Raw genomic sequence first — 17,732 nt, 5'->3', positions numbered from 1 at the left:
CGCAAGCACGCCGCCTTGCGCGTCTGGTATGAGCGCATGGGCCGGCTTCCGGCAAACAAGGCAGGCCCAACAATCCTTGAGCCTGCCCTATTGCGTTGACGTTGCCCTCCCTTACGGCATTGGCGCAAAGCACTTAGCGGCGGTACCAGTCGCGCGCTACTTTGAGATCTGCCACTCGGCCGTTCACCAGCGGAACAGTGACCTTCCAGATCACATCATCGACATATTCGCTGTCCGGCGTCTGCACGTCCTTATAGCGGCAGCTGATCGCGGATGGATCGGTCATATCACAGCGGCTGCCCGCTGCTTGAAGCCGCTCGCGTGCCTCCGAGGCCGACAGGCCGACGGGAATCGCCGCATGCAACTGGGATACCGCATATTTTATATCGGTCGCCGGTGTGTGTTGCTCGGCCCGCATGGGTGTCGAGGACCACAGCAGAGGGTCCATGGGCATGCCGAATTCCAGATTGGAAAAGCGCAGTTTGCCGGGCGCTTCCGCCATGGCAGGGGCCGAGAAAATACCTGCGACGGCCAGTGCGGCGGTCAGGACGGGGAAAAGCTTCATCATCATCATCGTTCTCCTTGTTGAACCAAGGATGCTCTCCCGGATCGATCTCTTCCAACGGTGCTTGGTGATGGTTTCGATCCGGGTAGGTGAACAATGATCAGAGCGGGGTGGCGATGCAGGGCGAGACGAAGAGATGGCCCTTCCACGCGCCCGCCAATGTCTTGCCGCCCACCACCAGCCACATGAGGGCCAGAGCGCAGGTCATGACGGTCCCGGCCACACCGAAGAAAGCCAGATGCAGCGTGGTGCCAAGGCGGAAGGTTGCCACCGTGTAGACGCCCAGCGGGAAGGTGTAGCCCCACCAACCCAAATTGAACGGCACGCCCGCGCGCCAGTAGCGGACGGTGATGAGGCTGGCCAGCAGCAGCCACCACAGGCCGAAACCCCAGAGCGTCAGTCCTGCCACGACGCCAACGCCCTGCGCCACCGTGCCGATGGCGGCCAGCCCCTGCGCGCTCAGGATGGAGGGGGCATCGCCGCCCAGCACCAGCATGCCCAAAGCTCCCGTGCCGATCGGGCCCAGCGCCAGCCAGCTCGAAGCGGCCATGCTCTCATGCGGCAATTTGTGCAGCGCCATGCGCAGGATCAGGATTGCCAGGATACAGAAGGCCACCGGCACCGAATAGGCCCACAGCACATAGGAGGTCGCAACCGTGACGAACTGCATATGGGCATCGGCCAGATGCGGCGCCAGCAGGCCACCGCTCGCCCCTGCCACCTCGGCTGCGACCACGGGCAGCAGCCAGACGGAGGTCATGCCATCAAGGCTGTGCTGGTGGCGGGTAAACATCAGATAGGGGATCAGCACGCCGCAGGCCAGCGACATGGCCACATCCAGCCACCAGAGTGCCTGTGCAACATCGACGATGCCTTGACCAAAGCGAGGGATACCAAAGGCCAGGCAGCCGTTGATGATCGTCGCCAGACCCATGGGGATGGTGCCGATGAACATCGAGACGGTGTTGTGCCCGAAGATTCGGCGCGCTTCATGGCCGAAGAAGGCCCAGCGCGCGCCATAAAGCAGGGAAAACAGCGCAAAGAGTGCAATGTCGGAGAACCACAACGCCTCGCCCACAGGGCGCAGCGTAGGACCAACGCCAGGGACCTGCGGCAGCGACAGCGCCAATATGCCCGTGCCCATGGTGGCCGCGAACCAGTTGGGGGTGAACTGGCGGACCATCTCGCGTGGGTGGCTCAGACGGGTGAGTGGACGCAACCCTTCGGTCAAGGCTTTGATGTCGTCGGTCATGGCTGCATCTCCTTGATCAGATCGGTCAGGGCATCGGCCGTGGGAGTGCGGTAGCGCTCTTTGTGGCGCAGCGCATAGAAAGAACGGTCGGGCAGGCTGAAAGGTAACTCCATCAGATCGCCGGTGCGCAGGGCGCGGTCGCAGACCAGGCGCGAGAGCGCCGCGATGCCCGCGCCCGCCTCGGCAGCGGTCGCCAGTGCCTCGTTCGATGGCAGGGTGAGCGCGACATTCAGCGCTGCCGGGTCCACGCCTTGTTGGCGCAGGGCCTCCTCTATGGTGGAGCGCGTGCCTGAGCCATTTTCGCGCATCACCCAGCGGGCCATGCGTAGCCAGTCCGCGTCGATGGCCTCCACCTCTTCGCGCGCCACCAGCACCATGGGATCGCGATCAACCGCCCAATGGGCAAGGGCGGGCTCGTCGATCTCGCCCTCAATGAAGCCAAGTTCGGCAGCGCCGCTCAGCACCTGCTCGGCTGCGCCTTGCGTATTGTCGATAGCGACATCGATCTCGATCTGCGGGTAGCGCGCATGGAAGGCGGCGAGACGCGGGGGCAGCCAGTAGCTGGCGATGGTCTGGCTGGCCACGAGGGTCAGTTTGCCGCGCATCAGCCCGGCAAAATCGGCCAGCATGGTTTCTGCATGGGCGGCGCGGCCAAGCACGGCGCGCGCCTCGCCAAGGAAGGCCTGCCCCGCCTGCGTCAGCTCGATGCCTCGCCCAACGCGGTGGAACAGCGGCACGCCATAGCGCGCCTCGATCGTGGCGATGGCGCCCGAAGCGGCAGACTGGGTGATGTTGAGCGCTTCTGCGCCGCGCGTCATATGCTCGCGCTCGGCCACGCCCACGAAGATCCTTAACTGTTCAAGCGTCATGGTTCATCTCCTGGATCGAGTGATACAGGACCATGAATCATTCGTCCAAGCACTTAAAAGCGTTATTCCAATCGACAAAAGAGATTGTTTTTCTGCGCCGCAGTATTGCCCCTTGGTCGCGTTGATCCGAAGGACTCAAACGCCATCCAAGCCCCTTACAACTGGACAGATCTGCCCAGAAACCTCTGCTATTCCCACCCCCATTTTTTGAAGATTGCCGCGCCTTGTGGCCCCGCAAGGAATTGCACGAAGCCACGTGCGTCCGGCTTCTCCTGCCCGCGCAGGGTCAGGGCGACCCCGGCATCGCGATAGAGGCGGCGGGCAGGATCAAGCGCCACGACGTCGGCGACGCCAGGATGAGCCTTGGCCCAGATCGGAAAGGTCACCCAGGCATCAAGCTCGGGATCAGCTTTCCATCCCTCAAGGCCAAGCGCGGTGTTCTTGGCGTAAAGTGCGATGTTCTTGCGAAAAGCCCGGACGGCCGCGATGTCCCCATTATGCCCGGCGATGTCCTCCCAAAGTCCCTGCTGGCCGGCTCCATCGACCACAGCGATGCGCAGGCCGGGTTTGAGCAAATCTGCAAAACCACGAATATGCTTGGGATTGCCCGGTCGCACGAGAATCCCGGCCGGCCGCAGGTAGAGCACCGTGATGGTGGCCGGATTTACGAGCGGGGTGAAGGATGAGATGAAATCGCTCATCATCACCTCGGACCCGCTGTAGATGACATCGCCATCGGTTTTCAGGGCATCGCTCCATTGCGGGGTCGGGCCGGAGGTCACGATGACCTCAATGCCGTTGATTTTGCTGAAGGCTGCGGCGGCCTCCTTCATCGCCGGCGCCGGACCGCCGGGGCCATAGACATGGATGGTTTCGGCCGACGCGGTGCCAACCATGGTGAGCGCGCCGATCGCGGTGATGATGAGCCCCTTCATGGATGGCTCTCGATCACGGGCTTGAAGCCGTAGCGACCGAAGATTGCCAGCGCATCAGGCGACCGGATAAAGGTCAGCCAGCGCTGGGCAGCCTGCGGATGGGGCGCGCCCTTGGCAAGGGCGCCTGCATAGATCGCTGTCTGGTTTTCCGAGGCTGGAATATCGACGCCTTCGATCGCATGCCCGCCCTGCATCTGGAATGCCACCTCGGACTGCCATGTCACGCCCGCCTGCGCTTTGCCCTGCATGATCCATAGCGGGGTCTGGCGATGGTGGATATGCGTAAGGACGCTCGTGCCATCGGCGACCTTGGCTTTGTAGACCTGCTCCACCAGAGCTTTGCCGCCAGCCTGCTCGAGCGCCGCCGAGATCTGCCGGGCGATGCCTTCGAATTCTGGATTGGGCATCGCAAGCCGGATCTTGGCATCGCCAAGGCTGGCAAGACCTTTGACATGCGCCGGATTGCCTTTGGGCACCATGATCGCCAGCGTGTTGGTGACATAGGGCACGACAGGGCCTACCAGCAAACCGGTGTCGATCTGCTTCTGGACGGCGCTTTTCCCGGCCAGATAGACATCCGGCTTCACCGTCCAGGTCATGTTGCCGACCGTGATCCGGCCCCCGGCCTGCATCTGGCGCACCAGCAAGCCGGGCGGGATGGTCTCCCAGTAGAGACGGCCCTTATAGTCGGGGTAGCGCGCTTCGAAGGCCGCGACGAGCGGCGCCATCGCGAAGAAATAATTGCCACCGACATAAAGCGAGAGCAGAGGATCTACCGGATCGCCGTGAAAGTCGGCAAGATTGTCGGCATCGGCGATGGTGAACTCGAAGCCGCGCTGCACCGCGTCATTGTTGCGTCCTTCCTGCCAGGGAGGATAGACGCCGAGATCCTTCACCTTGCTGCTATCCTGCGCGAGGGCGCAATGGCCGCTTAGGATGCTGATCGCGGCCATCGCCGCTGCGGCCCATTTGGGATAATACATGGTTTAAACTCCTGCAACAGGGTTACAGCGGCATCAGCACATAGCCGTCGTGCTCAAGCGTGGTCACGGTGGTCAAACCCGAGAGCGCCAGCGTCACGCGCTTGTCGACCCAATCATACTGGTAATCATGCTCGGCGACGGCCTGGGCGCAGACTGACACATCGACGCCAGCCTTTCGCAAGGCCTCGATCAACGGCAGGTTTGGATTGGCCATGCCGAATTTGGCGCGATACTGCTCGTCGTCCAGAACGATGCTGGTGGCATCGCCATAGGCAACAGCCACGAATTTGAGCTGCATGAGAGGCACGCCCGACGCGACATAGAGATTGACCGTGCGCGCCACGCGGTCCAGCGCTGGGCTGACCTCGCCGGGCTGTTTGGCCCCTTTGGTCAGCGCAAAGACGATGCGGTAGGTCTGGTCGGCCCGCGGCTTGTAGGCGGCATCCGGCAGGTAATGGATTTTGCCATAACCCTGGATGGCCGGGGTCGTCCAGAAATCCTTCGGCATATCGGCTCCCATCGCCATGCTGGCGCAACCAAGGACGAGGGCGGCTGTTCCTGTCATCATGAGCTTTCGCATCGTGTGTCTCCTGTACGCATCGTTCTGATTTGAGGTTAGGCGCGGCAATTCGGGATGACCAACGGACAGAGTTGAACGTTTCGATTGGAAACCGTGATTGGTCCAAGCCGAGCGCATGGGCTATCTCATGGTTCAGGGATGGAACGAGCGAGGACGTGTTCAGGTGCTGACGATCGGACTTTTTCTTGCCATCAGTTTTCTCGTGTCGCTGGCCGGGCTTACGGCCTTGATTTGGGCAGTCTCGACGGACCAGTTTTCCTTCGGGCAAAAGCAGGCTCGGATCATTTTTATTGAAGGGGAAGAGGGGCACCTCGACGATCCAACCGCAGGCAGTGGCTCGCGCGATCTGGAGCGCGCCAGCATCGATCGCACAACCGCCTGGCCGGTGAGCCTTTTCCTGGGTGCGGCGGTTGTCTGGCTGGTGATCGGCTCGTTCTTCGGCCTGATCGCCTCGCTCAAACTTCATCTGCCCGATTGGCTGGACGAAAACGCCGTGCTCACTTTCGGGCGGATGCGGACCTTGCACCTCACCATGGTCATCTACGGGTGGCTGTCACTTGGGGGCATCGGCACCGCCACCTGGATCACACCACGCATTTTTCACAGCCCGCTGCGCTCGCCCCGCTTTGCGACATGGGGTGCGATCATCTGGAATGCTGGTCTGATCGCCGGCTGCGTTGCGATCGCGACAGGCTGGACCGACGGGGAGGAATGGCTGGAAATCCCCTGGCAGATCGATGGCTTGCTGGCACTGGGTGGCGGGCTCGCCGTGGTCCCGGTCCTGCGCACGGCTTTCGGGCGTTCGGTCGACCATATCTATGTTTCGGGGTGGTACTTTCTGGCGGCTCTGTGCTGGTTTCCGGCGCTTTTCATCATCGCCAACATTCCGGGGTTGTTCGTGGGTGCCGAGCAGGCCACGGTCAACTGGTGGTTTGCCCATAATGTACTTGGCCTGTGGCTGACGCCGCTTGGCCTTGGCGCTGCCTATTATTTCATCCCCAAGATCATCGGCAAGCCGGTCTATTCCTATTCGCTGTCCTTGATCGGTTTCTGGGCGCTGGCCCTGTTTTACAGCCAGGTCGGCATTCATCACCTGATCGGCGGGCCTGTGCCAACATGGGTTGTGACGCTCTCTGTCGTGCAGAGTGTTATGATGGTCGTGCCGGTGCTGGCGGTCGCCATCAATCAGCATGTGGTCGTGGCCAGCAATCTCTGGGCCTTCAGGGCGTCCTTGCCGCTTCGCTTCATCTCGCTTGGCGCGATGATGTACACGCTGGCCTCGGTCGAAGGTTCGCTTGAGGCGCTGCGCTCCATCAACACGGTGACGCATTTCACGCAGTTCACCATCGCTCACGCGCATCTGGGCGCCTATGGTTTTGCCAGCTTTATCCTCTTTGGCAGCATTTATTACATGATGCCCCGGATCACCGGGCGGGCATGGCCCTGGCCGGGCCTGATTACCGTCCATTTCTGGAGCGTGCTTGCCGGATTTGCCGTCTATTTTGTGGCGCTGACCATTGGTGGCTTGCTGCAGGGAGAAGCGATGCTCGATGCCGGCCGCCCCTTTGCCCAGAGCGTCATCCTGCTCAAACCCTATCTGGAGGCCCGTTCGATCGGGGGTGCCGTCATGACGTTGGGCCACATTCTGCTGGCCGTGAATGTCGCTGGTATTCTTGCCCGGTCGGCCGCTGATGCACGCAAGGGGGAAACGGCATGAACCGCGCCTTGCCACTTGTCATTCTGGCCATGGCCATCCTCGCCTTTGCCACTATGCTGCTGGTCGTGGTGCCCAGGGCACAGATCGGAAGCGAGCCACCCGCTGCCGGATTGCGGGCCTATTCGCCCGAGGAGCTTCGCGGCCGCGCACAGTATATGTCGCTGGGCTGCGTCTATTGCCACAGCCAGCAACCGCGCACGCCCGATCAGGCGCCTGATGGCGAAAGGGGATGGGGGAGGCCTTCGGTCGCGGCGGATTATGCCTATGACAGCCCCCATCTGATGGGCACCATGCGGACCGGTCCAGATCTGCTTAACGTCGGCGCCCGCCTGCCAAGCACGGCATGGCATCTGACCCACCTGTATCGACCCAGAGCCATCGCGCCGTGGAGCATCATGCCGTCCTACCCTTTCCTCTTCGAGATCAAGGATCACGCGGCGCCCGGCGACACGGTGGTCTGGCTGCCGCGCGAACAGCGCGTGGCGGGCAAGGTCGTCGTCGCCCGGCCCGAGGCCATGGCACTTGTGGCCTATCTCCTCTCGCTGGACCGAACCTATCCAGCGCCCGCTTCCGCGATCCGCGATGATGGCTACAGCCGCGTGGGAGGCAAGCCGTGAGCGAGCACCCTCTCGCCGATGAGGCCTTCGAACCCTATGAGCCGAGGCGTCCAGTGCCGCTTCCGGTCTATTGGATGGCGATCGCGCTGGCCCTGTGGGGCGCGGTCACGCTGTGGAACGACAGCACTGCACAGAGTTCCGGCGTCGGTCAGAGGCTGGCGGAGGCTGGCGACATGACGCGCCGCCACAGCGCTGCCGGAGCAGATCTGTTCGCCCAGCGCTGCGCCACATGCCATCAGGCCAATGGCGCAGGCGTGGCCGGTGCCGTACCACCGTTGCAGGGCTCGCGCTTCCTCGGTGCGAACCCTCAGCTTGTCGTTCAGATCCTGCTGCACGGCATCAACGGGCCGATTGCGGTGGGGGGAGACCGCTTCGATGGGCACATGCCGGCCTTTGGCAGTGTGCTCGACGATGGCCAGATCGCGCGTCTGGTCACGCATCTGCGCGCCACATGGGGGAACGGCGGAGAGGTGGAAGCAGCCTTCGTGAAGGCTCAGCGTCAAGCCACCCGAGAACGGCATGCTTCCTGGAACGGTGGCGCCGATCTGGTCAGCCTCGATCCTGCGGTCGGGCCACAACCGGCCTTTTTGTCGGCGCCGCCGGCACCCTCGGACAGCGTCGCAATGGCCTTGGCACGTGGCGGAAAGGCGGGAGGCTGGGCCTGTTCCGCCTGCCATGGCGCTGCCGGGGAGGGGCGCAGCGGTGTCCCACGCTTGGCCGGACTGCCGGCGGATTACATTGCGCAGGCCCTGCTGGCGTTCAGCACCGGCACAAGGCCTAGCGACATCATGGGGCCCATCGCACGGCAACTCGACGGGCCAGAGCGTGTCGGGCTTGGCCGGCTCTATGCGACAATGGCTTCGGCTTCCCGGGCACGGCCTGAACTCGACGGTGATCTGGCGCGTGGTGCGACACTCGCCCTGCAGGGAGATGATCGCCGCGATGTGCCCTCATGCTTTTCCTGTCATGGCCCGTCGGGTTTTGGCGTCGCGCCCATCGTCCCCGCGATCGCGGCCCAACAGCCGGCCTATACGGCAGGCCGTCTCGCGGCGCTCGGCAGACATGGAAAAGACGATGCCGGCGCTGCCGTCATGCCTTCTGTCGCGGCACGCCTGAGCGACGCGGATCGCCGTGCCGTTGCCGATTATCTCGCAACCTTGCCCCCTTCACCCGCGATCGACACTGACACCAAGGATGCGCGATGACCGACCCTGGACACACTGCGACCGAAACCGAAAGCCCGCGTGATCAGAGGAAAGGGCGAGGTCTGCCGCACAGCATCTATGCGCTGGGAGGGGGTTTGCTGCTGTTTGCTCTGGTTATGCTGGTGCGGGACGACATCCTGCTGCGATCCGGACCACCCACGCCTGCCGCTCAGGACAATGGGGCGATCGCGTTCACGCCCCCGCCCATGAGCAGCATTCCCAATGGGCCCGCCGGTGCTTCCATTCGCCACGGCATGGCGATTTTCGAAAACACCGGCACTGAGGCGCGGGCATTCGTCGGCAATGGGCTGGCCTGCCGCAGTTGCCATCTCGATGCCGGGCGCAAGGCCGATTCAGCGCCCATGTGGGCAGCCTGGGTCAGCTATCCGCAGTACCGGGCAAAGAACAAGAAGATGAACTCCATGGAGGACCGGCTGAACGGCTGCTTCAGCTATTCCATGAACGGGCAGGACAGCCCGAGCGGCGGCCCTCCGCCCAAGGGCGATCCGATCTATACCGATCTTGAAGCCTATTTCCACTGGCTGGCCAGCAACGCGCCGACGGGGGCCAAACTCAAGGGAGCGGGCTTTCCCAAGCTGAAGCTCTCTTCCCTCGGCTATGATCGCGATCGTGGTCGCGCGGTCTATGCCCAGCATTGCGCGTCCTGCCATGGCGATGATGGCCAGGGGCGGCGCGATCTCAACGGTCGGCAGGTGTTCCCGCCGCTGTGGGGGGCAAACAGCTACAATTGGGGAGCGGGCATGGCCCAGATTAACAATGCGGCCGGTTTCATCAAGGCCAACATGCCGCTTGGCGCGGGCAACAGCCTGACCGACCAGCAGGCATGGGATGCCGCGGCATGGATCGACAGCCAGGAGCGCCCCAAAGATCCGCGTCAGAAAGGTTCGGTGCAGGACAATGCAGCGGCGTTCCATGAAGGCGAGAAGACCTTCTACGGCAAGACCATCGACAATCATCTGCTAGGAACGGGAACATCACCGAAGCCGCGCCTCTGAACGCCCGGCGTCGCCTCTTTGCGATCGATGGTCTGTTTTGCGCGGGATGTGCAAAGGGCGTCGAACGGCGATTGCGCGAGGTGCCCGGTGTGCTGGAGGTGGGCGTGCACTTCGTCACGGCTTCGGCACTGGTGCGCTGGGACCCGCTGCTTTGCGGCCCGGATCAGATCGAAGAGCGGGTACAGGCCATGGGATACCGCCTGGTCGAACGCAACGACCCGGCGGCGGTCGAGAGCCTGCTCGATGCAGAGATCCGTCGCCTCTCAACCAGACTGGCTGTTGCGGTGGTGTTCGGGATGTGGGCGATGGCCGCCTCCACAGTCCTCTATGTCGATCATGATCTCCCGGCGGTGGTAGCCTGGTGGCTGGCGGCGGCGTCCGGATTGTTTGCTTTGCCGGTGCTGGCCTATTCTGCAGCCGATATCCTGCGCATGGCATGGCGCTCGCTCTGGATGAAAACGCCCGGGCTCGACCTGCTTGTCGCGACCTCGGGTCTGGGGGCGGTCCTGTTGTCGCTTGTCGTCCTGATGCAGGGAAGCAGTGCTGTTTACTTTGACGCCGTTGTCATGCTGATTGCCCTGCTCCTGCTGGGGCGGCTTGTCGAGGTGCGGGTTCGTCGCGGTGCTCTGGCAGCCCTGACGGCCATGGAACGACTGACATCCCAGACGGCATTCGACCTGAGATCGGGTCGGCAGGTGCCGCTGGCCGATCTTGCCCCGGGCGATCATATTCTTGTGAAGGCCGGGGCGAGCTTGCCGATGGACGGCATCGTTCTGTCAGGACGGACGCTGATAGACCGATCGATCCTGACAGGCGAATCCCTGGCGGTGCCGATCGAGCCGGGCCAGCGCGTCGAGGCCGGCGCGCTGAACCTGAAAAGCCCTGTCGAGATCAAAATCGATCGGGCCTTGGGCGATCGTGATATCGACCGGATGGGCGGTCGGGTTGCCGTTGAAATGGCAGCCCGAGGTGAAGCTGCGCGTCTCATCGACCGTTCGATCATGCCACTGCTGGCCCTTGCTCCAATTTTGGCAGGGCTTGGCGCTGCATGGGGCCTTTATCAGACAGGGTCAGCGGCAATCGCTGTCACACGCGCGCTCTGCGCGCTTCTGGTGATCTGTCCCTGTTCGCTGGCCCTGGCATCCCCGCTTGTCCATCTCTTTGCCGCGATCGCTGCGGGAAGAATGGGCATTCGTGTGGCTGATCCATCGGCGCTCGAAGCCCTGGCCAAAGCGGCTTGCGTGGTGAGCGACAAGACCGGGACGATCACGCTGGGCCGCCTGACGGTGGATAAGGTGTTGGCGGCCGACGGGTTTGTCGCCAGCGAGGTTCTCGGCCTTGCCGCCGAGGCCGAGAGCGGTATCGAGCATCCCATTGCACGGGCGCTCGCAGCGGGCGCAACGGCTGTGTTTCATGAGCAAGAGCGCCATGATCGAGGCGTTGTTGCCCGGCTAGATGACGGCCGCCTGGTTGCCGTTGCTGCCTCATCGATGCGGCCGAAGGATGCCCGGATCTGGCTCGATGTTTCGCTCGATGGGGCGCTGGCTGGCTCTATCGGCCTGATCGACGAGATCGATCCTGCTTCGCAGGCAGCGATATCAGCCTTGCAAGGGGCGGGGATCGACGTCCTGATCGCAACGGGCGACACGTCGCTGGCGGCCGAACATGTCGCTCGGGCCGTCGGCATTCCGGCGGGCTCGGTCCATGCCGGAATGCTGCCTCATGATAAGGCCGCGCTCGTCCGCCAGAGGCCAGGTCCTGTGGTGGTGATTGGCGACGGCGTGAACGATGCTCCCGCTCTGGCCGCGGCGGCTTGCGGCATAACAGTGGCGCGGGCGCATACCGCCGCCCAGGCCTGTGCCGGTCTGGTCATCGAGCAAGGCGGGCTCGGACGATTGCCCGAATTGCTCGCTTTTTCTCGTCGCACGGTCCGTGTGATCAACGAAAATCTTTGGTTTGCCGTGCTCTACAACGGTCTGGCCGTGTCTGCCGCCATCGTGGGGGCGCTGACACCGCTCACGGCCGTGCTGGCAATGAGCAGCAGCTCCCTCATCGTTATCGCCAATGCCAGTCGGCTCCTTGCTGTGCGCCGCCCCATCCTGCGTGGCGCCAGACCCATGGCAGACTGCGATCAGGAATAAAGCGAAGGCATCCGCCATCGATTGATCGCCGGGCAAGATCGCAACCATCGTGGCAATCCGTTGGATGGAATTGGCGTGTTGAGCCATCTGTTGGCCACACTTTTTCACCCAACCAGCGCCCGATGCCGACCGCCGCAGACACGCTCTCACTCATCGTGGTGGGCCGGGTCAGTTTGCTGGTCATTCGCACGTTGCGCGTCGCCTGAACGTCACGTTCCAAGAGGATCACCAAGATGACCAAAACGCTTCGCCTGCTTTCGCTTGTGGTCGCGCTGTCCATGGCAGGCACTGGCAATGCTCAAGAGGCGCCTGTTCCGCGTTGTGGAGCCAATGGCGTCGCGCTCCAACTGCTCGGTTCGGGTGGGCCGGTTTCGGACGATGCCCGTGCCTCTTCGGGAGCCATCATCTGGATCAATGGCCATGCCCGCATCCTGATCGATGCCGGCGGCGGCACCTATCTGCGCTATGGCCAGTCGGGCGCGCGGCTTGAAGATCTCGATTTTATCGGCATCTCTCATTTTCACACCGATCACAGCGCCGACCTTCCCGCCATCCTGAAGGGTGGCTATTTCCTGGCAAACAGTCACAAGCTGCGCCTGGTCGGCCCGACGGGCGACGCCAATTTCCCTGCGATGACCACCTTTTTCAAGCGCGAGTTCGGCAAGGGACAGGGCGCCTATGCCTATCTCTTCGGCCTTTCCACGGCGAGCAACGGGCTCAAGCTGGCTGTCGAAACCGCTGATGTCGATGCGAAGGCCGCCAAACCGGTGGTGGTGTGGCGCGGTGACGGTGTCACCATCTCCGCGTTAGGCATTCCGCATGGCGACGTACCCACGCTGGCCTATCGTATCGAGACCCCCAAAGGCGTCATCGTGCTGTCCGCCGACCAGAACGGCAGCCGCAAGGAGTTCGTCGATTTCGCGCGCGGCGCCGACATTCTGATGATGCCCGCCGCCATCGACAATGATGCCGATGCCGTCTCGCGCTTCATGCATGCCACGCCCGATGTGGTGGGACGGATCGCGGCACAAGCAGCCCCGCGCATGCTGGTTCTCGATCATTTCATGGGCCGTTCGCTGCGTGACAAGGACCACAACGTCCAGATCATTCGTGGCTTCTTCCACGGCCCCGTGCTGGCCGGGCGCGACCTGTCCTGCATCCCCCTTTCGCATTGATCCGCACAGAATTGACCCTGCACAGAAGGAACATTCCCATGAAGCGTGAACTCATCCTCGGCATCGCCATGACCTCGCTTGTTTCGGGCGCCGCCGTTGCTGCCGCCGCTCCGGCCACGGCCAGCGCCAGCCCGGCAGCCCATGGCGGCGGCAAATGCGCCAGCGGCAAATGCGGCACGGAAAAGATCTATGCCCAGACCAAGCCGAGCCACGACACCAATGAGCAGCTGGTGCGCGCCCGCGATGGTCAGTGCGGCACCAGCGGTCAGGGCTACAAAGTCACCCAGAGCAACCAGCAGAAGCTGGCCGAGGGCGTATGCGGCCGCTAGGCGCCAGCGCGCGCGGCATCGGTCTGCGCGCCGAGCTGGTGGAGGCCCTGTGCAACCAGCCCCGGCGCGCCGACTTCGACTTCCTGGAGATCGCGCCGGAAAACTGGATGGGGCTGGGCGGACGCAAGCGCGACCAGCTCGACCGGATCGCCACGCTCTATCCGCTGGTCGCCCATGGGCTGAGCCTGTCGGTGGGGGACACGCAGCCGCTCAACACCGAGTATCTGTGCGATCTGCGCCACTTTCTCGATGAGTACGGCATCATGCTGCACAGCGATCACCTCAGCCTGTCACGTGATGGCACCGGCTATCTCTATGACCTGCTGCCCGTACCGCGCCGGGAGGACAATCTGGACTATCTGGCGGCGCGCATCGACCGGGTGCAGCAGGCAACCGGGCGTCGTCTGGTGCTGGAAAACATCTCGGCCTATCATGACTTTCCCGGGCAAATGCCCGAGGGTGCGTTCATCGCCGCGCTGGCGCAGCGCTCGGGCTGCGGCATCCTGCTCGACATAAACAATGCCTATGTGAACGCGCATAACCATGGCGAGGATGCGCTGGATTTCATCGCCGCGCTGCCTTCCGATGCTATCGCCTATTACCATATCGCGGGGCATCTGGAGCTGGATGACGGCCGGTTGCTCGACACCCATGGCATGCCGGTGGCCGACGGCGTGGTGGCACTGGGTCAGCAGGTCTGGGCGCTGCACGGCGCGCGCCCACTGCTGCTCGAACGCGACAACCGCCTTCCACCGCTCGACGCGTTGGCCGGTGAACTGGCGCAGGTCCATCAGGCCATGGCAGCGCAGGTGTTTCATGACCTGCCCGCCTGACGCTATGGCGCCCGAGGCCATGCAGGCCGAGGTTGCGGCGCTTTGTGCTCAGGCCCGACATGGAGCGAACACGCTTTATGGCGCCCTGCTGCGTGAAAACATTCTTGGGGCCATCGCCTGCAGCTTTCCCGAATTCAGTCGCAAGGCTGGCGAGATGTCGCTGAACGCGGCTGTCGATCTCTTCGTCGCCAGCCATCCGGCCCATCTGCCGCAGTTCCACCAGATCGCGTCGGAGTTCGTGCTGTTCGCGCAGGGCGGCGGTGTGGCTTCTGCGCGGTTGCCGGTTATGGAGTATGAATGGGTGTTGCTCGACGCCGAGATCGATCCGGCGGCTGTGGTGCTGCCCGACGCTGGGAGCGTTAATGAGCTGGACCTTACCCTCAACCCTACGCTGCGCCTGATCATGCTGCCCTTTGATGTCACCCTGCCTGACTGGCCGGCACTGGGCGATGACCACGAAGCGCGGCCTCATGCAGTCTGGCGCAATGCGGCGCATGGGGTCGTCACGCGCGTGCTCAGCCGTACCGATTGCCTGATGATCGACAGACTGCGCCAGTCCGGACCTCTTTCCTGTGCCGCCCTTGCTTGGGCCAGCGCTCCCGACCTGCCCGATAACGTGCCCGCCTGGGTACACGCTGCCCTTGCCGACGATCTTCTCTGCCTTGCCCATCCAAAGGAGGCACAATCATGACCATCTCCAAAACCGTCGAGACACTCTTCGCCCGCGTCCAGACCCTCGATTTTCTGCCATTGCTGGCGATCCGTATCTACCTTCTCCCCATATTTTACGAAGGGGCCCATGCCAAGCTGACCGGTTTTGGCGCGTTGGTCGAATGGTTTGGTGCCCCGGCTTCGCAGGGCGGCCTGCATATGCCCGCGCCCCTGCTGATGGCTGTGCTGGCGACGGCCACCGAAACGGCGGGCTGCATCTGCCTGGCGCTGGGCCTGTTCACGCGCCTTATCTCGCTGCCGTTGATGGTGACGATGACCGTGGCGGGCTTGTCGGTGCACTGGTCGCATGGCTGGGCGGCAATTGCGGGCAAGACGGCGGAATCAACCCTGCGTTTTCAGGCCTTCATGGAATGGCTGGCCCAGAATTTCCCCGGGCGCTTCAACTACATCACCCAGCTTGGTGACCCCATCATCCTGAACAACGGGATCGAGTTCACCGTCACCTATGTGATCCTGCTGGCCGTGTTGTTCTTCCGTGGTGGTGGCCGCTGGGTCAGCCTCGACTATTGGCTGGCGCGCTTTCGCCCCCTGCAGGCCGCATGGTTGATGCCGGAGCAAACCGGGGATGACGCAAGGCCCGCTCTGGCCTAAGGCCAAGTGCGGGACACTTGACACAACAACGGGTTGGCCCGGTTCATCCGGGGCCGCCCGCCGATCACAAGCCGGTTTCACCCGACCGGCGCCAAACCGGAAGGATCATCCCATGTCCAAAGCCCCCATCCATATCGCCGTCAGCGGTGCAGCCGGTCAGATCTGCTATGCCCTTCTCTTCCGCATCGCGCGCGGCGACCTGCTGGGTGCCGATCAGCCGGTCGTGCTCAATCTGCTCGACATCGAACCGGCGCTGCCTGCGGTGCAGGGCGTGATCATGGAGCTGGAGGATTGCGCCTTCCCGCTGCTGCAGGGCGTAACGGTCACTGCCGATCCTGAAACCGCCTTTGCGGACATCGATGCCGCGCTGTTGGTCGGATCACGCCCACGCTCCAAGGGCATGGAGCGGCGCGATCTGCTCGCGGCCAATGCGGCGATTTTCCGCACTCAGGGCATGGCGCTGGACCGCGTGGCCAAGCGCAGCGCCAAGGTGCTGGTGGTGGGCAATCCCGCCAACACAAACGCCTGGATTCTGGCCGAGCATGCCCCGGGCTTCGATCGCGAGAACATCGGCTCGATGATCCGTCTCGACCATAACCGTGCAGCCGGGCAACTGGCGGCCAAGGCTGGGGTCGGTGTGGGCGAGATCAGCAAACTGGCGGTCTGGGGCAACCATTCGCCCACGATGTTCGCCGACTGGACCTATGCCACGGCAGGGGGCGAGTCGCTGCCCGCCAAGATCGGCGACACGGCGTGGTACGCCGACACGCTGATCCCCCGCGTGGCCCAGCGCGGCACGGCGATTATCGAGGCGCGCGGTGCATCCTCGGCAGCCTCGGCGGCCAATGCGGCGCTGGACCATATGCGCGACTGGCTGCTCGGTTCGAACGGAGAGTGGGTGTCGATGGGTGTCTCCTCGACCGGCGAATACGACATTCCCGAGGGGCTGATCTGCGGCGTGCCCGCCATCTGCACCCCTGGCGCGATCGAGCGGGTGGGCGGGCTGGAGCTGGACGATTTCCAGCACCGCATGATCCAGCACAGCGTCTCCGAACTGGTCGAGGAACGCGATGCCGTGGTGCGCCTGCTGGCCGAGTGATGCTGCTGCCCCGGTCGCCGCATTGCCGGCGATCGGGGTGGTTTCTATTGAACCTTCAACAGCGGCATGTCGGCGCAGACCAGCAGGTGGCCATCGGGGCGCATATAAAAAGGTAGTGGCGTGGGGTACACCATGCCAGCGCCTCATGAACGAACCATGCAACCTATCGATTACACAATTGTTGTAGCTGATGGCAAAGTTCGAAGGAGGCCTGGATGCACACCTTTCATGCCCAGAGCTGCACGATCAGCTCGCTTTACGACAAGACGACCGGCAGCTTCCAATATGTACTGAGCGACGATGCCTCGGCCCAAGCCGCCATCATCGATCCCGTGCTTGACTTTGATGTGATGGCGGGCGCCACATCCACGCAAAATGCCGACCTTCTGCTAAACCATGTGCTTGAATCCGGCCTGAAGGTCATCTGGGTGCTCGATACCCATCCTCCTGCCGATCACTTCTCCGCAGCGCCATATCTGGCGGCGAAACTCGGGGCCCGTACCGCCATCGGCGAGAAGGTTCGTGAAGTGCAGGCCCTGTGGAAGAGCATCTATTGCCTCCCTGATTTGCCAATGGACGGATCGCAGTGGGATCGTCTGTTGGCGGATGGTGACGAGATCATGCTTGGCAATTCACGTCTGCGGGTGATGCTCTCGCCGGGCCATACGCTGGCTTCGGTGACTTATATCGGGCCGGGCTGCGCCTTTGTGCATGATACCTTGATGATGCCCGATGCGGGCACCTCACGGGCCGATTTTCCTGGCGGCGATGCGCAGGCGCTTTATCGCTCAATTCGCTCGATCCTGGCGCTCGACCCGGAGACGCAGCTGTTTGTGGGTCATGACTATGGCCCCAACGGCAGGGTGCCACGGGAGATGGCAACCGTCGAAAAGCATTGTAAAGACAACATCCATGTCGGTGGCAATAGGACAGAGGCCGAATTCGTTGCCTTGCGTGAGAAGCGGGATGCGACCTTGCCGCTGCCCAAACTGATGCTTCATGCGCTTCAGGTAAATATACGCGGTGGTCGGCTGCCAGCGCCCGAGGCCTGCGGCCTGCGCAGTCCCCTCGACTATTTCACGCCCCCTGCGCG

Annotated in this window: 18 protein-coding genes; 12 read left to right on the top strand and 6 right to left on the bottom strand. The window is 63.1% G+C overall.

Features of this window, described 5'->3' with window-relative positions:
• Positions 1–133: 133 nt before the first annotated feature.
• The 6 genes from SR3_RS28050 to SR3_RS28025 form a co-directional block, all read right to left on the bottom strand.
• Entirely contained in the window at positions 134–574 is a 441-nt protein-coding gene (locus SR3_RS28050) for a hypothetical protein (RefSeq protein ID WP_068093962.1), read from the bottom strand.
• Between the two features lie 91 nt (positions 575–665).
• Complete coding sequence (locus SR3_RS28045) at positions 666–1,817, bottom strand: TDT family transporter (RefSeq protein ID WP_068093958.1); 1,152 nt, start codon at positions 1,815–1,817, stop codon at positions 666–668.
• Positions 1,814–2,686 (bottom strand): LysR family transcriptional regulator, encoded by an 873-nt coding sequence (locus SR3_RS28040; protein ID WP_068093955.1) that lies wholly within the window; start codon positions 2,684–2,686, stop codon positions 1,814–1,816. Before SR3_RS28040 ends, SR3_RS28045 begins: the two co-directional genes overlap by 4 nt.
• Positions 2,687–2,874: 188 nt before the next feature.
• Positions 2,875–3,621, bottom strand: a complete 747-nt coding sequence (locus SR3_RS28035) for a substrate-binding domain-containing protein (RefSeq protein WP_068093953.1) — start codon at positions 3,619–3,621, stop codon at positions 2,875–2,877.
• A complete protein-coding gene (locus tag SR3_RS28030; protein ID WP_084456006.1) occupies positions 3,618–4,604 on the bottom strand; it encodes a substrate-binding domain-containing protein in 987 nt (328 codons plus the stop codon). Before SR3_RS28030 ends, SR3_RS28035 begins: the two co-directional genes overlap by 4 nt.
• Before the next feature lie 22 nt (positions 4,605–4,626).
• The gene (locus SR3_RS28025) at positions 4,627–5,172 is read right to left on the bottom strand and encodes a DsrE family protein (protein ID WP_068093951.1); all 546 of its coding nucleotides are present in this window, start codon (positions 5,170–5,172) and stop codon (positions 4,627–4,629) included.
• Positions 5,173–5,281: 109 nt separating this feature from the next.
• Here SR3_RS28025 and SR3_RS28020 point away from each other — a divergent pair, with 109 nt between their 5' ends.
• The 12 genes from SR3_RS28020 to SR3_RS27965 form a co-directional block, all read left to right on the top strand.
• The gene (locus SR3_RS28020) at positions 5,282–6,901 is read left to right on the top strand and encodes a cbb3-type cytochrome c oxidase subunit I (protein WP_245654139.1); all 1,620 of its coding nucleotides are present in this window, start codon (positions 5,282–5,284) and stop codon (positions 6,899–6,901) included.
• Positions 6,898–7,518: a cbb3-type cytochrome c oxidase subunit II gene (locus SR3_RS28015; RefSeq protein ID WP_068093949.1), complete on the top strand. Its 621-nt coding sequence runs from the start codon at positions 6,898–6,900 to the stop codon at positions 7,516–7,518. The genes SR3_RS28020 and SR3_RS28015 overlap by 4 nt, the downstream gene beginning before the upstream one ends.
• Positions 7,515–8,723: a c-type cytochrome gene (locus tag SR3_RS28010; RefSeq protein WP_068093947.1), complete on the top strand. Its 1,209-nt coding sequence runs from the start codon at positions 7,515–7,517 to the stop codon at positions 8,721–8,723. Before SR3_RS28015 ends, SR3_RS28010 begins: the two co-directional genes overlap by 4 nt.
• Complete coding sequence (locus tag SR3_RS28005; protein WP_084456005.1) at positions 8,720–9,739, top strand: c-type cytochrome; 1,020 nt, start codon at positions 8,720–8,722, stop codon at positions 9,737–9,739. Before SR3_RS28010 ends, SR3_RS28005 begins: the two co-directional genes overlap by 4 nt.
• A complete protein-coding gene (locus tag SR3_RS28000) occupies positions 9,718–11,880 on the top strand; it encodes a heavy metal translocating P-type ATPase (protein ID WP_307564695.1) in 2,163 nt (720 codons plus the stop codon). The genes SR3_RS28005 and SR3_RS28000 overlap by 22 nt, the downstream gene beginning before the upstream one ends.
• Before the next feature lie 233 nt (positions 11,881–12,113).
• On the top strand, positions 12,114–13,055 hold the full coding sequence (locus SR3_RS27995) for an MBL fold metallo-hydrolase (RefSeq protein WP_068093940.1): 942 nt from the start codon (positions 12,114–12,116) through the stop codon (positions 13,053–13,055).
• Between the two features lie 38 nt (positions 13,056–13,093).
• A complete protein-coding gene (locus SR3_RS27990) occupies positions 13,094–13,384 on the top strand; it encodes a hypothetical protein (RefSeq protein ID WP_068093938.1) in 291 nt (96 codons plus the stop codon).
• Positions 13,372–14,217, top strand: a complete 846-nt coding sequence (locus SR3_RS27985; RefSeq protein ID WP_068093936.1) for a DUF692 domain-containing protein — start codon at positions 13,372–13,374, stop codon at positions 14,215–14,217. The genes SR3_RS27990 and SR3_RS27985 overlap by 13 nt, the downstream gene beginning before the upstream one ends.
• 19 nt (positions 14,218–14,236) lie before the next feature.
• Positions 14,237–14,908: an HvfC/BufC family peptide modification chaperone gene (locus SR3_RS27980; RefSeq protein WP_169805730.1), complete on the top strand. Its 672-nt coding sequence runs from the start codon at positions 14,237–14,239 to the stop codon at positions 14,906–14,908.
• Entirely contained in the window at positions 14,905–15,540 is a 636-nt protein-coding gene (locus SR3_RS27975) for an HvfX family Cu-binding RiPP maturation protein (protein ID WP_084456003.1), read from the top strand. The genes SR3_RS27980 and SR3_RS27975 overlap by 4 nt, the downstream gene beginning before the upstream one ends.
• A gap of 112 nt (positions 15,541–15,652) precedes the next feature.
• Positions 15,653–16,639, top strand: a complete 987-nt coding sequence (locus SR3_RS27970; RefSeq protein WP_068093934.1) for a malate dehydrogenase — start codon at positions 15,653–15,655, stop codon at positions 16,637–16,639.
• A gap of 215 nt (positions 16,640–16,854) precedes the next feature.
• The coding region (locus SR3_RS27965; protein WP_068093933.1) for an MBL fold metallo-hydrolase at positions 16,855–17,732 on the top strand (878 nt) is incomplete at its 3' end.

Origin of the sequence: Novosphingobium rosa NBRC 15208 (genome assembly GCF_001598555.1) — a bacterium.
In the GTDB taxonomy this organism is placed as follows: Bacteria; Pseudomonadota; Alphaproteobacteria; order Sphingomonadales; family Sphingomonadaceae; genus Novosphingobium; species Novosphingobium rosa.
This window is presented reverse-complemented; position numbering and strand designations above follow the sequence as displayed.

Excerpts from the sequence above, each read along its gene's own strand:
- SR3_RS28015 (WP_068093949.1), top strand. The coding sequence starts at position 6,898 with ATGAACCGCGCCTTGCCACTTGTCATTCTGGCCATGGCCATCCTCGCC.
- SR3_RS28005 (WP_084456005.1), top strand. The coding sequence starts at position 8,720 with ATGACCGACCCTGGACACACTGCGACCGAAACCGAAAGCCCGCGTGAT.
- SR3_RS27970 (WP_068093934.1), top strand. The coding sequence starts at position 15,653 with ATGTCCAAAGCCCCCATCCATATCGCCGTCAGCGGTGCAGCCGGTCAG.
- SR3_RS28030 (WP_084456006.1), bottom strand. The coding sequence starts at position 4,604 with ATGTATTATCCCAAATGGGCCGCAGCGGCGATGGCCGCGATCAGCATC.
- SR3_RS27985 (WP_068093936.1), top strand. The coding sequence starts at position 13,372 with ATGCGGCCGCTAGGCGCCAGCGCGCGCGGCATCGGTCTGCGCGCCGAG.
- SR3_RS27990 (WP_068093938.1), top strand. The coding sequence starts at position 13,094 with ATGAAGCGTGAACTCATCCTCGGCATCGCCATGACCTCGCTTGTTTCG.
- SR3_RS27980 (WP_169805730.1), top strand. The coding sequence starts at position 14,237 with ATGCAGGCCGAGGTTGCGGCGCTTTGTGCTCAGGCCCGACATGGAGCG.
- SR3_RS28050 (WP_068093962.1), bottom strand. The coding sequence starts at position 574 with ATGATGATGATGAAGCTTTTCCCCGTCCTGACCGCCGCACTGGCCGTC.
- SR3_RS28035 (WP_068093953.1), bottom strand. The coding sequence starts at position 3,621 with ATGAAGGGGCTCATCATCACCGCGATCGGCGCGCTCACCATGGTTGGC.
- SR3_RS27975 (WP_084456003.1), top strand. The coding sequence starts at position 14,905 with ATGACCATCTCCAAAACCGTCGAGACACTCTTCGCCCGCGTCCAGACC.
- SR3_RS28040 (WP_068093955.1), bottom strand. The coding sequence starts at position 2,686 with ATGACGCTTGAACAGTTAAGGATCTTCGTGGGCGTGGCCGAGCGCGAG.
- SR3_RS28045 (WP_068093958.1), bottom strand. The coding sequence starts at position 1,817 with ATGACCGACGACATCAAAGCCTTGACCGAAGGGTTGCGTCCACTCACC.
- SR3_RS27995 (WP_068093940.1), top strand. The coding sequence starts at position 12,114 with ATGACCAAAACGCTTCGCCTGCTTTCGCTTGTGGTCGCGCTGTCCATG.
- SR3_RS28025 (WP_068093951.1), bottom strand. The coding sequence starts at position 5,172 with ATGATGACAGGAACAGCCGCCCTCGTCCTTGGTTGCGCCAGCATGGCG.